A 15,287-nucleotide genomic window follows, 5' to 3' on the forward strand; every position below is an offset into this window, starting at 1 on the left:
TAATATAAAAATCCTCCTACTTGGAGGATTTTTGTTTTAAACGAGCCCGCATTAATAGCGTTTCGGCCTTTGCTCCTAAATAAACATAAATAGCTAGTGCAATTAAAAGCCCCACTACTGCAAGCATCATCGCTATTGCAGGCATTAAATACTCCGATTGCCCCAACGCCGCTTTAAACATAGTTAACAACGCCTCAATTGATATAGCAATTAACACGGTAGATATAAACCGTGTAATAGTGCGCCGCGTAGATGAGTGCCTAAAAATATCCTTATGCATAAGGATTTCTTCTTCGAGTATTGTTTTACCTAAATCGAATACTGCTAATGCTAGGGTGATGTAAATAATGATACTAAAGGGTTCAAGTGGGTCTGATGAGGTATCTACATGGGTTAATAGCGCGTATATATCATTAAAAACGATATTCAGTAAAAATAATACTAAGCAAAATAAGCACGCAACAATAATACCGTAACCCGCTTTAAAGTAAGGCGACATATTAGCGCGCGCAGTATCACCCATTACAAACTCAATAAGCTGCGTTAAGCTCACATCAACGACCAAGTAATGTTGATTATTAATTGGTTTTTTTAGTTCTTTAATCGCCGATATACATAAATGGTTAGTCGCTATAGAAATGTAGGGATCAGTAAAGCACACCCTATCACTTGTTTTAGCGTTCAAAAAATAGGGGCGCTCGCTTAAATCTTGTTGATTACCACTTTCACCTAGTTTTTTTCTATATGCCCGTTTAAAGCAGACATTATTACCCTGCTGCAAACCTTCTGCATTTAAATAATATTGTAATTCTAAAAATGGGTACTGCTTAATCAGGTAGCGGGTATCACGCTCCTTAGTTAACCCATCCTCAATACTCATCAAAATAGATTTAAGTAAGCTGTGTATTACATGCTCATATTCGTGGTAGCGCTCAACACTACTGATATAACTCATTCGCGCCATTTTAAATACTCATTAACCTAAGTTATAAATAGATTTGCAAGTTTAAAACCAATAATAAAACAACTTAATAATCAGTAACTTAATTAAATTAAAACTCGAGTTTTGCACTGTTTTGGTGACTAAACAGTAATATATTAAGTTAAATGCACAAAAAAGCAGCTAAGTATTAATTACTTAGCTGCTTTGTGAGTATGACTGGTAAGGCTTTACGACTAACTTAAATATAGAGCCTGTTACTGAACCTTCGAAAACTCTTCTTTAGATAATTCGCCATTTCCATCTGCATCTAATTGATCAAAAAGCTGTACTAGTTGCGAGTTTACTTGGGCTTCTGTTTTACTAATTACGCCGTCGCCATCAGTATCAAAAGAATCAAAATCTACCGCAGCAAACGCCGCTGAAGAAGAAGCAAGGGCTACAAGTGCTAGAGTTTTGTGTAATGTTTTCATAATCGTTTCCTTAGGCTTTGAGCCTGATTAGGGGTAAGAAGTCCTTTTCAAAGATCCTTTAGGAGTAAAGTGTTTATAAATTAATATTCAAAAAAATCATTTTCTGTCGGACCACCGCTACTTTGAACATTCAGCTCGTCAAATTGCTCTATCACTTGCACCGATTCTTCAGAGCGGCTAATTGAAGCGTTGTCGTCTGCATCGAGTGTTTCAAAGTCTGTGTTTGCAAATACTACTGACGAAGAAACAATAGCCATAAGTACAAATGTTGATTGTAGCTTTTTCATAATTTAATCCTTCAAAAGTATGCGGTGTCCTAAATAAATTTGCTCTATAGTGCTCTCTAGTCACTTCCTGGTTATTCTTTTTAGTAGGCTCCCTTGCCTACTTAGGTTGTCTTTGGCAACTCAGAATTTAGATAACATTACAGAGCATTAACTGCTTAAGGCTTTAATTTTAGGCCTTAGAAAACTCATCTTCAGATAGCTCACCATCTTGGTTTGTATCGAGTTCTTCAAATTTGCTTAAAAGCTCAGCATCCACTGATGCTTCGGCTTGGCTGATTGCGCCATTACCATCTACGTCTAGCGTATCAAAATCTGTTGCTGCAAAAGCCGCTGATGAAGAAGCTAGCGCCATTAGTACTAGTGTTGATTGAAATGTTTTCATAATAGTATTCCTTCATTGGGTTGTTGCGATTAAGGCCTTTGGCTTTCATCACGTTTTGCTTAATACACTCTAGGTATTACAACTTTGGTGCCACTTTTTATTTATTATTTAAAAACAATGAGTTAAACAATATAAAGCGAGAGAAGCTTAATTTGAGGAGGTGTTATTGTTGCTATTTAGCAACAGCCATTTACCTAAAAATAATAAACCGATATAAATCAATTAGTTAGGTTTAGTTAAAAAGACACACTTTTGCTAAAAAGCCAAAAAGGGGGGTGTTTGGGTTAGTCTTCAAAATAAACTGAATATGAACATGGAAGTAACATAGGATTTGTTCGCGACTATTAAATAATTAATTCATTTATAATTAGTCAGTTACATTATTTTTGAGATTTATTATAAAAATTTTGAAAGGATATTTTGAAATTAACTGTTTTGTTGCCAAATGGCGAATTACTCAGAAAGAATGTGATATATGAGCTAAGTTATAGCATTGAGTTCATAACTTAATGCGCCGTAAAATATAGGTTCGCTTGAGTTAAGCAAACCTACATCGTGTGCCAGCTATCTGCAAATGTGCCGCTATTGGAGTGAGGTAAACTATGTAGATTTAAACTACTTCCACCCTTGCAGCCACTTTTGGTTATCTTTTAAATCTCGCCAACTAATTGGATATTGATTTTTTGACATAACAGCCTCGGTAATACATTCAATTACGTTGCCATCTTCATCAAATTCCACCTCAACAATAATGAAGTGTTTTTCTTTATTTATAGAAGGTGTTGCGGTCCATTTACTATTCAATAATTTTTTAGGGTTTAATTTATTCATTTAATGTAACCACTCCTACTCATAACTTATATAAGGCAACTATACGACCCCAACACCTACTTAGTTCAGGTTACTGAGCAACTAGCTTGCCTTTGTACATTTTCATTTGGCAATGAAAGTCATACTCACCGGCTTCAAGCGCAGGTAGTTTAACTGTATTGCCATCACCCATTGCCAGCGTTTTACTTATATCAAGCTGTGGAAATACCACGGTTTCGGCGCACGGCGCGCCATCTTTTCTATCAAAGGTAAGTACAACCTCTTTGTTGGCTGCCACTTTAATGTGTCCTGGCTTATAAACACCGTTATCAACGACTATCGTTACTTTGTTGTCATCACTTTGTGTTTGCTCTGGTTTGTATAGCCAAAACCAATAAATAATTGCGGCTATTAACAGTGCACCACCTATATTAATCATCAACATAATGTACTCCTTAGCTTAAATTACGATTTATTTGGTTTGAAAAAACGTAAGCGATTAGCGTTACTTACCACTGTAAGCGATGAAAGTGCCATAGCTGCACCTGCAACAACAGGGTTAAGTAGTATGCCAAAAAATGGATACAACACGCCGGCTGCAATCGGAATACCCGCCACGTTATAAATAAAGGCACCAAATAGGTTCTGTTTAATATTTAAAATAGTTGCACTACTCACTGCAATTGCATCAGCAAGGCCATGTAACGAACCACGCATTAAGGTAATGTCTGCACTTTCTATTGCAACATCGGTACCTGTGCCAATTGCAAACCCTACATCGGCTTGCGCAAGTGCGGGGGCATCGTTAATACCGTCACCTGTCATACCCACTATTTCACCGTTTGCTTGGCGCTTTGTTACTTCGTTTACTTTGTCATCAGGCATGACTTCTGCAATAAAGTCATCAATACCAACTTGCTTAGCAACGGCTTGTGCAGTGGCTTTGTTGTCACCTGTTAGCATAACTAGGTGGATACCTTTATCTTGCAGGCGTTTAATAGCTTCAACTGAATCCTCTTTAATAGGATCTGCTACTGCAATAATAGCTTGGAGCTTATTATTACTTGCAAAATACATGGGCGTTTTAGCATCACTGGCAAGTGTTTGAGCTTGCTCGGTTGCATCATCAACGGCTACATCGTATTTATCCATTAGCGCTTTATTACCAAACAACAATGTTTGCCCGTCAACACTGCCAGTTACACCTTTACCTGTAATTGCGTTAAAGTCGGCTACTTTGCTTAAAGCTAATCCCTGCTTTTTAGCATGTCCCGTAATTGCTTCGGCCAGTGGATGCTCTGAGCTACTTTCAAGGCTTGCAACACGTTGCATTACTGTATTTTCATCACTGTTGTTAAACGTAACTACATCGGTAACTTGCGGTGTGCCTTGAGTAATAGTGCCTGTTTTATCTAAAATCATGGTGGTGATTTTAGATGTTGTTTGCAGCGACTCACCATTTCGAATTAATATTCCTGACTCTGCAGCTTTACCAATACCCACCATAACCGACATAGGGGTTGCGAGTCCTAGCGCACAAGGACACGCAATAATAAGTACAGTGGTTATTGCAACAACGGCATAAGCAATTGATGGCTCAGGTCCAAAGTTTAACCATGCAAGGCCAGCAAGTACTGCAATAATCATGACTGTTGGTACAAATATTCCTGATATAACATCAGCTAATCGCCCTATTGATGGCTTAGAGTTTTGTGCACGCTTTACCATATTGATAATATTGGCAAGTGTGGTTTCGCTACCAATGTGCGTGGCTTTAAATAATAAAGTGCCACTTTTATTAATACTTCCGGCAACGACTTTGTCGCCCGTTTTTTTGCGGACGGCCATTGGCTCACCAGTAAGCATTGACTCATCAACCGTACTGCTGCCTTCAATAACATCGCCATCCACAGGGATTTTTTCACCCGGGCGTACGCGTACTTCATCATTTTTTACAACATCACTAATGTCGATGTCTTGCTCTTGCCCATCGCGAATTACGCGTGCAGTTTTTGGTTGCAGGCCAATTAAGCGTTTAATTGCTTGTGAGGTGCGCCCACGTGCTTTTACTTCAAAAGCGAGCCCTAAACTAATTAAACCGATGATCATCGATGACGCTTCAAAATATACGTGTCTTGCAACTTGTGGTAATAAGTTTGGTGCTATTACTACAAACATTGAATACAACCACGCAGTACCTGTACCAAGCGCTATTAATGTATCCATATTGGCAGCATGGTTTTTAAATGCCTGCCATGCACCGTTGTAAAATTGTTTACCTGATATAGCCATAACCACAAGCGTGACTATACCCACTAAAAACCATGCCATTCGTTGTGTGTCGGTGGTCACACTCATGTCAAAAATAAGCCCGTATATCATTAACGGCGCACCGACCCCTAACGCTAATATCATATTACGCATTAGCTTTTTGTAATGTGCCTCGTCCGACTTTGCTTTTTCATCAAGTGCATCTTGATCAGACTCGTTACTCATTGGCTTAGCTGAATAACCAATGTTTTCGACTGCTTTAATAAGCGTGCTTTCGCAGGCTTTACCTTCTACACGTACTGTACGCTCAGCAAAGTTCATTTCCACGTTTTGCGCACCTTGAACACTATTGAGGGCTTTTTCAATTTTGGCCACACAACTGCCGCAATTAGCGCCTTCAATAATAAAGTTTTGCGCGGTGTCTTTTGTATTAGTCGTCATTACGCTGCTCCTTATTTGCAGAATCGTTTATTGGATCAACAAAAGATTCTATTAAACTACACACGTCACTGGCATTTGCACCATCGGCTGATGTATCCCATTGCGCCAGAGCTGCATGCATTCTGTTTCGTAATTTTAATGTTTCTTGAAATAGTGCTTCGGTTTCTTCTAGGCGTTTAGTAATGAGTTTACGCGTTAACGGACAAGGACAATTCCCCTGCTCTGACTCGCCTATAATGTGTTGAATATCTTTGAGTGAAAAACCAAGTTGACGAGAGCTAATAATAAACTTTAAACGCTGCTGGTCTTGCTTTGTATACTCTTGATAGCCATTTTCTTCACTGCGTATTGGGTTAAGTAACCCAACACGTGTGTAATGACGAACAGTATCGGCAGTCACGCCCATTAACTTGGCGAGTTGTTTAACATACATAATTTAGCTCCGTCGTGTTTCAGTAGCTTCATAATAAACCTAGGTGCAACACATAGGTCAATGACTATTTTAAAACTAATAAAATAATACCAATTCGCTTAATTAAGTAACCTATTTAAGACAAGAAAATCGTGTTGATAACAAGGCAAAGGTTTCGTTATTTAGTTGTTATCACTAATTGCCTCTGCATCCATGCAGTCGTATATCAAAATGTTTAACGCAGTTAACGCCGAATTTAATCCCTCAAATTGATTAAGTATTGTTGCTCATTAGTATAGTGACACAAACATAATTAACTTAAGCTGATATCGGGCGTGTATTATCTGTAGGGGATGTAATTCAGGAGAGAAGCGCCTAAGTAAGGCGCGTATTAATCTAAGGGCGTGTTGATCATTGGTGGTTTAATTTACAGCAGACTGTTTGGTCTTTAGGCAAGGCAGAGCCTATGTAGTGTGGTTATTCCCATAAATAGGCGATAACGCAGCATAAATACCAAACATGCGCTGCCCTAGTTTGATTCGCTACGGCTTTGCTCTAATTCGTCGCTTAGTTGCTGCGCTAAAGTTTGTATTTTAGGCATAGCATCTTTCATTAAGCTTTGTGACATTTGCATAGACTCTTGCATTACAACAGGCATTTTTTCAAGTATTTTTTGCCCTGTATCTGTTTTATAAAACGCTAACATATCGGCAATTTCTTGCTCACTAAAATGTTTGTCGTACACGCTAATCATCATCGGCTGCATTTTGGCCCAGCTCATTTCGGTTTTTAATACCGTCGTCATGTCGCTGTAGTATTTATCAAAAATTGCCTGTTCAGAAGGCTTAACGCCCATTTGGTCTGACATGCCTTTCATCATACCTTCAACCTGGCCGTACATAGAGTCAACCATTGAATCTAAATTCATTACACTAATAAGTTCATCTATTTTTTGCTGCTTAGTATTTTGTTCAGCATACAAACTACTAGAAAAAATCAGTAATGATAAAAGTAGTACCTTACCCATAATAATATCCTTTCATATAAATAATCGTTTTATAGTTACATTATTAATTAGTCTTGTAAAGGGTACAAGCAGTCACTAAAAAGGCCGAATAAAATGAATTTATTCGGCCTTTTATAAATATATTTTTATGTTAATCGTCTTCTACATTATCTAGGCCTTTAGTGCCTTCTTTGGCTTTTAGCTTATGATGAATAGCTGACTTTATTAGCATGTAACCACTAATCGGTGCCGTAATTAGTAAAAATATAGTAATGAGTATTTCTTTAACACTTAGGCCATGTCCTGAATTTGCAAAATAAACCATAGCTGCAATTAGCATACTTGCCATGCCCAACGTTGTTGCTTTAGTTGGCCCATGCAAACGCATAAAAAAGTCAGGTAGTTTAACTAAGCCTATTGAGCCAATTAAAATAAACGTACCACCAAATAACAATAATATTGATACAACCCATTCGCTGATCATGTTTTCACCTTATTCAATTATATCGCCACGTAGTAAATACTTACACACTGCAACTGTACTTATAAAACCGAGCATGGCAATAAGCAGTGCAGCTTCAAAATAAAGCCCTGTATCCATACTAATGCTATATAAAATAATCAGTGCAATGACGTTAATGTACATTGTATCGAGCGCTAAAACACGATCAGGCACTGATGGACCAATGATCAATCGCCATAAATTAAGCAATAATGATAAGCCAATCATCGAAAAAACAATGAGTAATACGGTGTCTAACATTGAAATATCTCCTTTAGTGGAGCTTCGTAGCGTTGTTTTATTTGTTTGATAAGTGCTTCTTCATCTTTAAGGTCAAGCACATGTATTAATAAGTAGCGTTGTGTTGGCTCTTCACCCTCAGGTAACGATTCAGCAATTGGGTAAACCTCTGCACTCACTGTACCGGGTGTAAGCGATACACTACTGGCCAATATGGTAATTGGCATATCATGAGTTAAATCTATCGGTACTTTTATAAATGCCGGACGCAAATTTTTAGATGGCCCAAGTATAAGTAAAGCCACTTGTAAATTTGCTACGACAATATCGTACAGCACAATAAGCAACTGCTTAAGAGCCAAGCCCGGCTTTAAAATTAGTGGCTGAGGCTCGCGAAGCGAAAAACTTAATATTGGGATAAGTATTGCAAAAATAGTCGCTAATACTAAGTGCCCTACCGACACGCTATTATTTAACAATAGCCAAACCATAAACAAAAATAAGCTACGAAATGGCGTTGGTAACCAACGAAAACGGGCTTGTAATCTCATCACATGCCTCCTTTAAGTACAGCATTAATACCGCCGCTTATATCATGTAACTGAGTAGCAGCACCTAGCATGTATTCACTTATTGGTCCGCCAAAAATAACGAGCAATGGCGAACACGCAAGTAAACCTATAATTACAATTACCTGCAACGGGTGTGCATTTGCACAATCTGCGTTTTCGCTATTTTTACTTTTATGCTCCCAAAACAAGGTCGTGCCAGCACGCGAAAGCGCTACCAACAACGCAAAGCTTGTTACTAAATATACAGGCCAAAATAGTAAAGCTTGCTCACTATTTAATGTGGCTTTAAGTATCCAAATTTTACCTACAAAGCCTGATAGTGGCGGCATACCAACTACAGTTAAAGCTGCAACAATAAAGCACACACCTAATAAAAATGGTTGTTTAACAGAGCGACCCGCTACTAGCCTATCACCAACTTTACCGCGCTGGATTGAAACTAAGTCTGCTAGTAAAAACAGTGCGGCACTAACAAGTGTTGAATGCACTAAATAATATAAAAGTGCAGCAGTGGCATTTACATTTTGCAATGCAATTAGCGCAACCAACGTACCTACCGATACTAATACTAAGTTAGAGGTGAGTTTACGTAAGTCTTGCGCTGCCATAACGCCAATGGCACCCACTATAATGGTGGCAATTGCTAAGCCCCAAAGCCAAGGCTGCGCCATATGTTCAAGCGCTCCTGCTTGTTCGCCAAATATCACCGTGTAAACACGAAGCATGGCGTAAACGCCTACTTTGGTCATAATCGCAAACAATGCTGCAACTACAGGTTTAGCGCTTGAATACGTATTTGGAAGCCATAAATGCAGAGGTAATAGTGCGGCCTTTAAAGCAAATACAATTAATAGTAATAAACCACCTGCTTTTGCTAGGTATACATCATCGCCCGAAAGCTGTGATACTTTTTGCGCCATATCTGCAATATTAAGCGTACCAAGTACACCGTACAAAATACCCAAACCGATTAAAAATACGCTTGAGCCAACTAAATTTAATATTACATATTGCAGTGCCGCACGAGTGTTTTGTTTATCACCTGCATGCATTAACAGTGCATATGATGCAATCAGTAACACTTCAAAAAATACAAATAGGTTAAATAAATCGCCAGTTAAAAACGCGCCATTTACACCCAATATTAAAAAATGAACAAGTGGATGATAAAAGCTGCCCTTTTCATCATCGCCAGCACTACCATATAAAATAGCGCCCAAACCTAAAAGTGAAGTTAACGTAACCAATAAGGTAGATAACATGTCAGCGACTAAGACTATCCCAAATGGTGCAGACCAACTACCAATAGCGTAAACATTAATACCTGTATTATTAATATGTACAAGTAAAAGCACACTAATGGCAAAAGTAGCTATTGCCATTACAATTGAAACTAAGCGGCGAATTTTGACGCTTTTACCACATGGCGGCAGCAATAAAATAACTGCCGTCAACATAGGTAATAAAATAGGTAGCGAAGCTAAATGTTGGATCATTTTTGCTCCTTATTATCTGCAGAGGTGTTAGGCACATAACCATCAACATGGTCACTACCTAAATCGGCGCGCCCACGTATTGCCAAAATAACCACAAATGCGGTCATCGCAAAACCAATCACTATTGCAGTTAGTACTAATGCTTGAGGTAGAGGATCGGCGTATTCTGTGCCAGTACCAAGTACTACCGCTTTATTAATAGTAAGGCGACCTGCTGAAAACAAAAATAAGTTAACAGCATATGAAATCATAGTAAGCCCAAGTACTACAGGGAACGTACGAGCTCTTAGCAGTAAAAACACACCGCAACTGACCAATACTCCAACGCAAGATGCGTACAATAATTCCATTAAATATTTACCTCTTTTTTCTGGGTATCTGCTGTCATATTACCTAAGCTTGCTAAAATCATTAATGTAGCGCCTACAACAGTTAAGTAAACACCTAGGTCAAATGCAATCGCGCTGGCAAGCTCTGTTTTACCGACAAACGGAATATCAAAGTAGTCAAACCAAGTTGTTAAAAATGGCTTATCGAAGAACCAACTACCCACACCTGTAAACAAAGAAATACCAATGCCTGAAGCTATAATTTTGCGATAATTAACATCAAAACGTTCGTTTATCCATGCTGTACCATGCGCCATGTATTGCAAAATAAACGCGATTGACGTTACCAGTCCTGCAATAAAGCCACCACCAGGTAAGTTATGCCCACGTAAGAAAATATATGCAGAAACTAATAACGCAAGCGGTAATAAACTTTGTGAAATACTCGCCAGTAATATTGGATGGCGCTCTCGTGCCCATGGGCGCCCTTCGCTGTCGCTTGCTGGCATAAATAATGGAATTCGAGAAAGTACTTTAAATATACCTAATGCGGCAATGCCTAATACGGTAATTTCACCAAGCGTATCAAAGCCCCTAAAGTCGACTAAAATAACGTTAACTACGTTAGTACCACCGCCACCAATTTTAGCGTTAGCAATAAAGAAGTCTGAGATTGAATCTAGCGGGCGTGTAAGTAATGCATAACAAATACTCGCGATAACTACACCTAACGTAGAGGCTATTGCTAAGTCTCGAAGTACGCGTAATGAACTTGATTCTTTTGGCGTATGCTGCGGCAAGAAAAACAATGCCAGCATAAGTAAAATAATAGTAACAACCTCAACAGTTAGCTGCGTAAGCGCTAAATCTGGAGCAGAAAAGCGTGTAAATACAACCGACACCATTAATCCTACAATTGAGAGCATTAATAGCGATACCATTCGAGAGCGATGCCAAATAACGGTGGCAAGAGCACCAATAATCAATAAGCCTGCACCAATTGCATTGTGCACATCAACAGGCGTAAGTGGCATGCTACCGGCAAGTTGTTGCATTTCAAATAATGGCCAACCCGCACACAGTAATACCACCGCTAACATAATTACAAGATAGCGCTGTAGCGATCCATTTTCGATACTGCTTACCTTTGACTGACACCAAGCAATAACGCTTAATATCACACGTTCAAACGTTTTTTTAGCGTTTAGAGGTGGTAATGATGCTTGAAACTGAAATAGATATTTACGATTAATATAAATAAATAAGCCGCCAGCAATCGCCATCGCACTCATTAGTAGAGGCAAGTTAAACCCATGCCAGATAGCCAATTCGTACACCGGCATTTCTTTTCCAAGTACAGCTAAAGACGCCGCAGATAAAATGCCATCAATTGTAAAGTGCGGGAACATACCCACTAACAAACAAATCACAACGAGTATTTCTATTGGTACACGCATATAGCGCGGTGGCTCATGCGGCGTACGAGGTAAATCAATTGGTTCACCATTAAAAAACACGTCATGAATAAAGCGTGCTGAGTACGCAACAGCTAATGCACCTGCAACAGTTGCCAGTACTGGAATTAACCACGACATAGAACCAAGCACTTGCTGATGCAGCGTTTCTGCAAAAAACATTTCTTTAGACAAGAAGCCATTTAGTAAAGGAACTCCTGCCATTGCAGCCGCCGCGACCATCGCAAGCGTTGCAGTGTATGGTAAGTATCGCCACATACCATTTAATTTACGCATATCGCGCGTGCCCGTTTCGTGATCAATAATACCAACGGCCATAAATAACGACGCTTTAAACGTTGCATGGTTAATTATATGAAAAATAGCAGCAACAGTTGCAAGCTCAGTATCAAGTCCGAGTAATAGCGTTATTAAACCCAAATGGCTTATTGTTGAATAGGCTAACAAGCCTTTTAAGTCGTGTTTAAATAGTGCTATATAAGCACCAAACAACAGCGTAGCTAAACCCGTTAACCCAACGAGCAAGAACCAAGTATCGGTGCCGGCTAAAGCAGGATGAAAACGTGCTAACAAAAATATACCGGCTTTTACCATCGTTGCAGAATGTAAATACGCGCTTACTGGCGTAGGCGCTGCCATTGCATGAGGAAGCCAAAAGTGAAATGGAAATTGTGCCGATTTAGTAAACGCACCCAGTAGCACCAATACCAATGCTACTTCGTATAAATCATGAGATTGAATTATTGCTTTACTCGCTAGAATAACATCTAGGTCGTAACTACCAACAATATCACCTAATAGCATCAATCCAGCAAGTAACGCTAAGCCGCCCGCGCCTGTTACAGCAAGCGCCATACGTGCGCCTTTTCGCGCTTCTGATTTATGCCACCAAAAACTAATTAATAAAAATGAGCTGATGCTCGTTAATTCCCAAAACAACCACAGTTGAATGACGTTGTTAGACATAACAATACCAAGCATTGCAGTCATAAATAGCATTAAGTAACTATATAGCTTAGCCATTGAGTCATTAGCGCTTAGGTAGTAACGGGTGTAGAGGATAACGAGCAAGCCTATGCCTAAAATCATAAACATAAACAATAAACTGAGGCCGTCTAACCGCAGAGACAAATCGAGTCCTATTGACGGGATCCAAGCTAAAGAATAACGAATGGTTTCGCCCGCTAAAACGGCAGGTGCATGGTATAGAGTAATCCCCAAAGCCGTCAAAGGCGCAAGAGCCGTTAAGCTAGTGCTTAAATTGCGGGATAACTTACCTGTGCATGCAGAAATAACACTGCCAATTAAGGATAACAAGGGTATCCAGAGCAAAGTCATAATGTAGGGCCTTTTATTATCATAAGTTTATCAGGGCATCTCTTTTTAATACTAAGTGATGCTTTTACTGCCTGTTTTTAAACGACATTAATGACTATAGTTATACTGAAAAACACTGATTTTGTCTATAAAAAGCGGTTCTGCATGGGTGTTTTTTAAACAAGAACTAACAATTTATTAAGCCTAAAAAAACAATTAATTAATACTGATAATTGTTAATTTAATATGGCCTTATTTGCAAATGTAAGCGCGCCAGGGTGGCGATGAAAGTTACCATTGGTCATATCTAAATGTTTCAACCAAAGTTGTCTATACTGCGCTGAGAGCCCTAACTGCTGATATTGCATAATAGACCAATTTTCACTAGGTTTATAAGCAATACCCCCTACCTGGCAACTCTTTGCTTTATGCCAACCTGTTGGCGGCGACTCACCATGAGAAATAAATAAATTAGGTGCAACAAAACCCGTTTTTGCACACAACCATGCTTGCTTAGTTTTAGGCAAAGCGTATTCATCTTCAAAACCGTTAAAATGCATCAGCTCATGCAAAAATATACTGTATTTTGCTTTTGAGTTTATTAGCATTGTTCCCTTCGTGACATTAGCCGTTCCATCTTTAGGCATCATCACTATAAAATCAAAATTATTAGGAAGCTGGCTATTAAGTTTAGATGATTGCCAGTCACACTTTGCTATTTGACTAGTACTACTTTTACACTCAAGCATACCCGCAACGTAAACGGGTTTTGAAAAGCAAAAAATATTTTCACGGGGCTCTGGTTGTTTGTTATAAGCATTAATAAACTCTGTAAGTTTATATAAGCCACTGCGATGATCGCTCATAGTCAGCACGTTAAACATACATTGCTTATTAGGTTTGCTTATATTTCTTAAAGATGAAAAACCGAGATCGTGGATAAACGCGGTAGATATTTTACTCTGTGGTATTTTTAACTGAAGTTTTAGATGATTTAGTACATCCCCTGCTGGTAATTTGTTTTTACTAGCGAGTAACTCTAAATCGCTCCAACGTGATTGCTCAAGTAACTTTGTTGCTAATATTTTACGCTCTGGGATTGTTAAGTCATTTATAGCGGAGAGCCAAAATTGTTTTGCAGTATCACTCTGACTGCTTTTAATAAGCTTAAGAGAATACATATATTGTGCTGAGGAAATTTTACTGCGAGCAAGTATAGCTAAAGAGGTCTTTGGTAACTGCTCTAGGTGATCAGAAAAATAAGCTGGTGAATTCCAATAACTTTGTAGAACATTGGCTTTTGTATTTAAAACATGCCAAAAGCCAATAGCGCCAAGGTGATTACTCGAGCCTGTAATTAACAAACAACATAGTAATACACCTATTAATTTAAAACGCTTAACTTGCGTCAACACCTTCCATCAACTCAAGTTCTAAACGCGCATATTTGTACTCAATAAACTCATGTACATTGGTTGCTAGCGCAAGCCTAAAATAGTCTGATGCTAAGTACAGCTCACCCGCTGCTTGATGCATTTTGGCTAAGTAAAAATAAGCTTCACATAAACGTTGCGCATATTCTTGCTCAGTTCTAACACCATCACTAATGCCTGATAAAAATGCATGTTCACTCATATCGCCCGTATAAAGAGAAATTAACTGATACGCCCATTGTGAATCATCAAGCGCAGTCGCATTTTGTTTAAGGGCATCAAGTGCGATTACTTTATCCTCTTGTGCCTGGGCTAAATAAACCCATAAAACACGGTACGGATCGTTAGGAGAACGGGCTAAAAACTCGTTAAAGTCATTTTTAGCAAGGCCAGCTCTATCGCCGTAATACAGTGCAATTCCTCGATTTAAATAGGCGTATTCATGCTCTTCATCAAGTTCTAGAGCTGAATCGAAAAACTCATAGGCTTTTTCGTACTGCTGCATAAGCGTATGTTGAATACCTAAAAAATTATATACTTCAGCTAAATCAGGCTTAAGTTTTACTGCGCGGTTAAAATCAATACGCGAAAGAGTGGTCATACCTAGACTATCGAAAAGTACACCACGGTCGTAATAAAGCTTAGCTTGTTGCTCTTCGCTTAAGTCAGCCCTATTCAATAACTCTGAGTAGCGTGCAATAGCAATTTCACTTCTGAAGTCAGAGGCTAAAGGTGCAGTAAATGGCACATTAACAATCGGGGTTGGTTCTGATTCTGTTGTAGTTTGGCAAGCGCTTAAAGACAAAATAGCAAAAGATGCCAAAGCTAAATGTTTGAGTATCATTAAAATCCTTAATACCAAGATATATCGCGATTAATATAAGACAGACCTTGTCCAATA

At 38.8% G+C, this 15,287-nt stretch carries 17 protein-coding genes; all 17 read right to left on the bottom strand.

Translation table 11 applies throughout. The features are described 5' to 3' along the window. Positions 1–16: 16 nt before the first annotated feature. The 17 genes from PARC_RS12010 to nlpI all read right to left on the bottom strand — a co-directional run bounded on the left by PARC_RS12010 (position 17) and on the right by nlpI (position 15,230). Positions 17–964, bottom strand: coding sequence for a PDC sensor domain-containing protein (locus tag PARC_RS12010; protein ID WP_010554692.1), 948 nt, complete (start codon positions 962–964; stop codon positions 17–19). A gap of 233 nt (positions 965–1,197) precedes the next feature. Then, the gene (locus PARC_RS12015; protein WP_002958509.1) at positions 1,198–1,413 is read right to left on the bottom strand and encodes an EF-hand domain-containing protein; all 216 of its coding nucleotides are present in this window, start codon (positions 1,411–1,413) and stop codon (positions 1,198–1,200) included. An 80-nt stretch (positions 1,414–1,493) separates the two neighbouring features. Then, positions 1,494–1,700: a hypothetical protein gene (locus PARC_RS12020; protein WP_010554691.1), complete on the bottom strand. Its 207-nt coding sequence runs from the start codon at positions 1,698–1,700 to the stop codon at positions 1,494–1,496. 169 nt (positions 1,701–1,869) lie between these two features. After that, entirely contained in the window at positions 1,870–2,082 is a 213-nt protein-coding gene (locus PARC_RS12025) for an EF-hand domain-containing protein (protein WP_007585535.1), read from the bottom strand. Positions 2,083–2,697: 615 nt separating this feature from the next. Further along, positions 2,698–2,913, bottom strand: coding sequence for a TIGR02450 family Trp-rich protein (locus PARC_RS12030; RefSeq protein ID WP_007585532.1), 216 nt, complete (start codon positions 2,911–2,913; stop codon positions 2,698–2,700). A gap of 70 nt (positions 2,914–2,983) precedes the next feature. Further along, positions 2,984–3,337, bottom strand: coding sequence for a cupredoxin domain-containing protein (locus tag PARC_RS12035; RefSeq protein ID WP_010554690.1), 354 nt, complete (start codon positions 3,335–3,337; stop codon positions 2,984–2,986). A gap of 20 nt (positions 3,338–3,357) precedes the next feature. Beyond that, entirely contained in the window at positions 3,358–5,604 is a 2,247-nt protein-coding gene (locus PARC_RS12040; RefSeq protein ID WP_010554689.1) for a heavy metal translocating P-type ATPase, read from the bottom strand. Next, a complete protein-coding gene (locus tag PARC_RS12045) occupies positions 5,594–6,037 on the bottom strand; it encodes a MerR family transcriptional regulator (RefSeq protein ID WP_010554688.1) in 444 nt (147 codons plus the stop codon). Before PARC_RS12045 ends, PARC_RS12040 begins: the two co-directional genes overlap by 11 nt. A gap of 508 nt (positions 6,038–6,545) precedes the next feature. Further along, positions 6,546–7,043: a DUF2059 domain-containing protein gene (locus PARC_RS12050; protein WP_010554687.1), complete on the bottom strand. Its 498-nt coding sequence runs from the start codon at positions 7,041–7,043 to the stop codon at positions 6,546–6,548. A 130-nt stretch (positions 7,044–7,173) separates the two neighbouring features. Continuing rightward, positions 7,174–7,506: a Na+/H+ antiporter subunit G gene (locus tag PARC_RS12055; RefSeq protein ID WP_007585525.1), complete on the bottom strand. Its 333-nt coding sequence runs from the start codon at positions 7,504–7,506 to the stop codon at positions 7,174–7,176. Between the two features lie 9 nt (positions 7,507–7,515). After that, positions 7,516–7,785 carry a K+/H+ antiporter subunit F gene (locus tag PARC_RS12060; RefSeq protein ID WP_007378493.1) on the bottom strand — a complete coding sequence of 90 codons (270 nt, stop codon included), beginning with the start codon at positions 7,783–7,785 and terminating at the stop codon, positions 7,516–7,518. Beyond that, positions 7,779–8,315: a Na+/H+ antiporter subunit E gene (locus PARC_RS12065; RefSeq protein ID WP_007585523.1), complete on the bottom strand. Its 537-nt coding sequence runs from the start codon at positions 8,313–8,315 to the stop codon at positions 7,779–7,781. The genes PARC_RS12060 and PARC_RS12065 overlap by 7 nt, the downstream gene beginning before the upstream one ends. Continuing rightward, positions 8,315–9,832, bottom strand: a complete 1,518-nt coding sequence (locus PARC_RS12070; protein ID WP_010554686.1) for a monovalent cation/H+ antiporter subunit D — start codon at positions 9,830–9,832, stop codon at positions 8,315–8,317. Before PARC_RS12070 ends, PARC_RS12065 begins: the two co-directional genes overlap by 1 nt. Beyond that, positions 9,829–10,182, bottom strand: coding sequence for a Na+/H+ antiporter subunit C (locus tag PARC_RS12075; protein ID WP_010554685.1), 354 nt, complete (start codon positions 10,180–10,182; stop codon positions 9,829–9,831). The genes PARC_RS12070 and PARC_RS12075 overlap by 4 nt, the downstream gene beginning before the upstream one ends. Beyond that, positions 10,182–12,974, bottom strand: a complete 2,793-nt coding sequence (locus PARC_RS12080; RefSeq protein WP_033012429.1) for a monovalent cation/H+ antiporter subunit A — start codon at positions 12,972–12,974, stop codon at positions 10,182–10,184. Before PARC_RS12080 ends, PARC_RS12075 begins: the two co-directional genes overlap by 1 nt. A gap of 215 nt (positions 12,975–13,189) precedes the next feature. Further along, positions 13,190–14,365, bottom strand: a complete 1,176-nt coding sequence (locus PARC_RS12085; protein ID WP_007585515.1) for a hypothetical protein — start codon at positions 14,363–14,365, stop codon at positions 13,190–13,192. Beyond that, on the bottom strand, positions 14,352–15,230 hold the full coding sequence (gene nlpI, locus PARC_RS12090) for a lipoprotein NlpI (RefSeq protein WP_010554683.1): 879 nt from the start codon (positions 15,228–15,230) through the stop codon (positions 14,352–14,354). The genes PARC_RS12085 and nlpI overlap by 14 nt, the downstream gene beginning before the upstream one ends. Positions 15,231–15,287 lie beyond the last annotated feature (57 nt).

It is taken from the genome of Pseudoalteromonas arctica A 37-1-2 (assembly GCF_000238395.3).
GTDB lineage: Bacteria > Pseudomonadota > Gammaproteobacteria > Enterobacterales > Alteromonadaceae > Pseudoalteromonas > Pseudoalteromonas arctica.

Bases quoted from the DNA above. Each gene is read 5' to 3' on its own strand.
- PARC_RS12045 (WP_010554688.1), bottom strand. From the start codon at position 6,037: ATGTATGTTAAACAACTCGCCAAGTTAATGGGCGTGACTGCCGATACT.
- PARC_RS12025 (WP_007585535.1), bottom strand. From the start codon at position 2,082: ATGAAAACATTTCAATCAACACTAGTACTAATGGCGCTAGCTTCTTCA.
- PARC_RS12030 (WP_007585532.1), bottom strand. From the start codon at position 2,913: ATGAATAAATTAAACCCTAAAAAATTATTGAATAGTAAATGGACCGCA.
- PARC_RS12070 (WP_010554686.1), bottom strand. From the start codon at position 9,832: ATGATCCAACATTTAGCTTCGCTACCTATTTTATTACCTATGTTGACG.
- PARC_RS12015 (WP_002958509.1), bottom strand. From the start codon at position 1,413: ATGAAAACATTACACAAAACTCTAGCACTTGTAGCCCTTGCTTCTTCT.
- PARC_RS12060 (WP_007378493.1), bottom strand. From the start codon at position 7,785: ATGTTAGACACCGTATTACTCATTGTTTTTTCGATGATTGGCTTATCA.
- PARC_RS12040 (WP_010554689.1), bottom strand. From the start codon at position 5,604: ATGACGACTAATACAAAAGACACCGCGCAAAACTTTATTATTGAAGGC.
- PARC_RS12080 (WP_033012429.1), bottom strand. From the start codon at position 12,974: ATGACTTTGCTCTGGATACCCTTGTTATCCTTAATTGGCAGTGTTATT.
- PARC_RS12055 (WP_007585525.1), bottom strand. From the start codon at position 7,506: ATGATCAGCGAATGGGTTGTATCAATATTATTGTTATTTGGTGGTACG.
- PARC_RS12050 (WP_010554687.1), bottom strand. From the start codon at position 7,043: ATGGGTAAGGTACTACTTTTATCATTACTGATTTTTTCTAGTAGTTTG.
- PARC_RS12075 (WP_010554685.1), bottom strand. From the start codon at position 10,182: ATGGAATTATTGTACGCATCTTGCGTTGGAGTATTGGTCAGTTGCGGT.
- PARC_RS12010 (WP_010554692.1), bottom strand. From the start codon at position 964: ATGGCGCGAATGAGTTATATCAGTAGTGTTGAGCGCTACCACGAATAT.
- nlpI (WP_010554683.1), bottom strand. From the start codon at position 15,230: ATGATACTCAAACATTTAGCTTTGGCATCTTTTGCTATTTTGTCTTTA.
- PARC_RS12020 (WP_010554691.1), bottom strand. From the start codon at position 1,700: ATGAAAAAGCTACAATCAACATTTGTACTTATGGCTATTGTTTCTTCG.
- PARC_RS12065 (WP_007585523.1), bottom strand. From the start codon at position 8,315: ATGAGATTACAAGCCCGTTTTCGTTGGTTACCAACGCCATTTCGTAGC.
- PARC_RS12035 (WP_010554690.1), bottom strand. From the start codon at position 3,337: ATGTTGATGATTAATATAGGTGGTGCACTGTTAATAGCCGCAATTATT.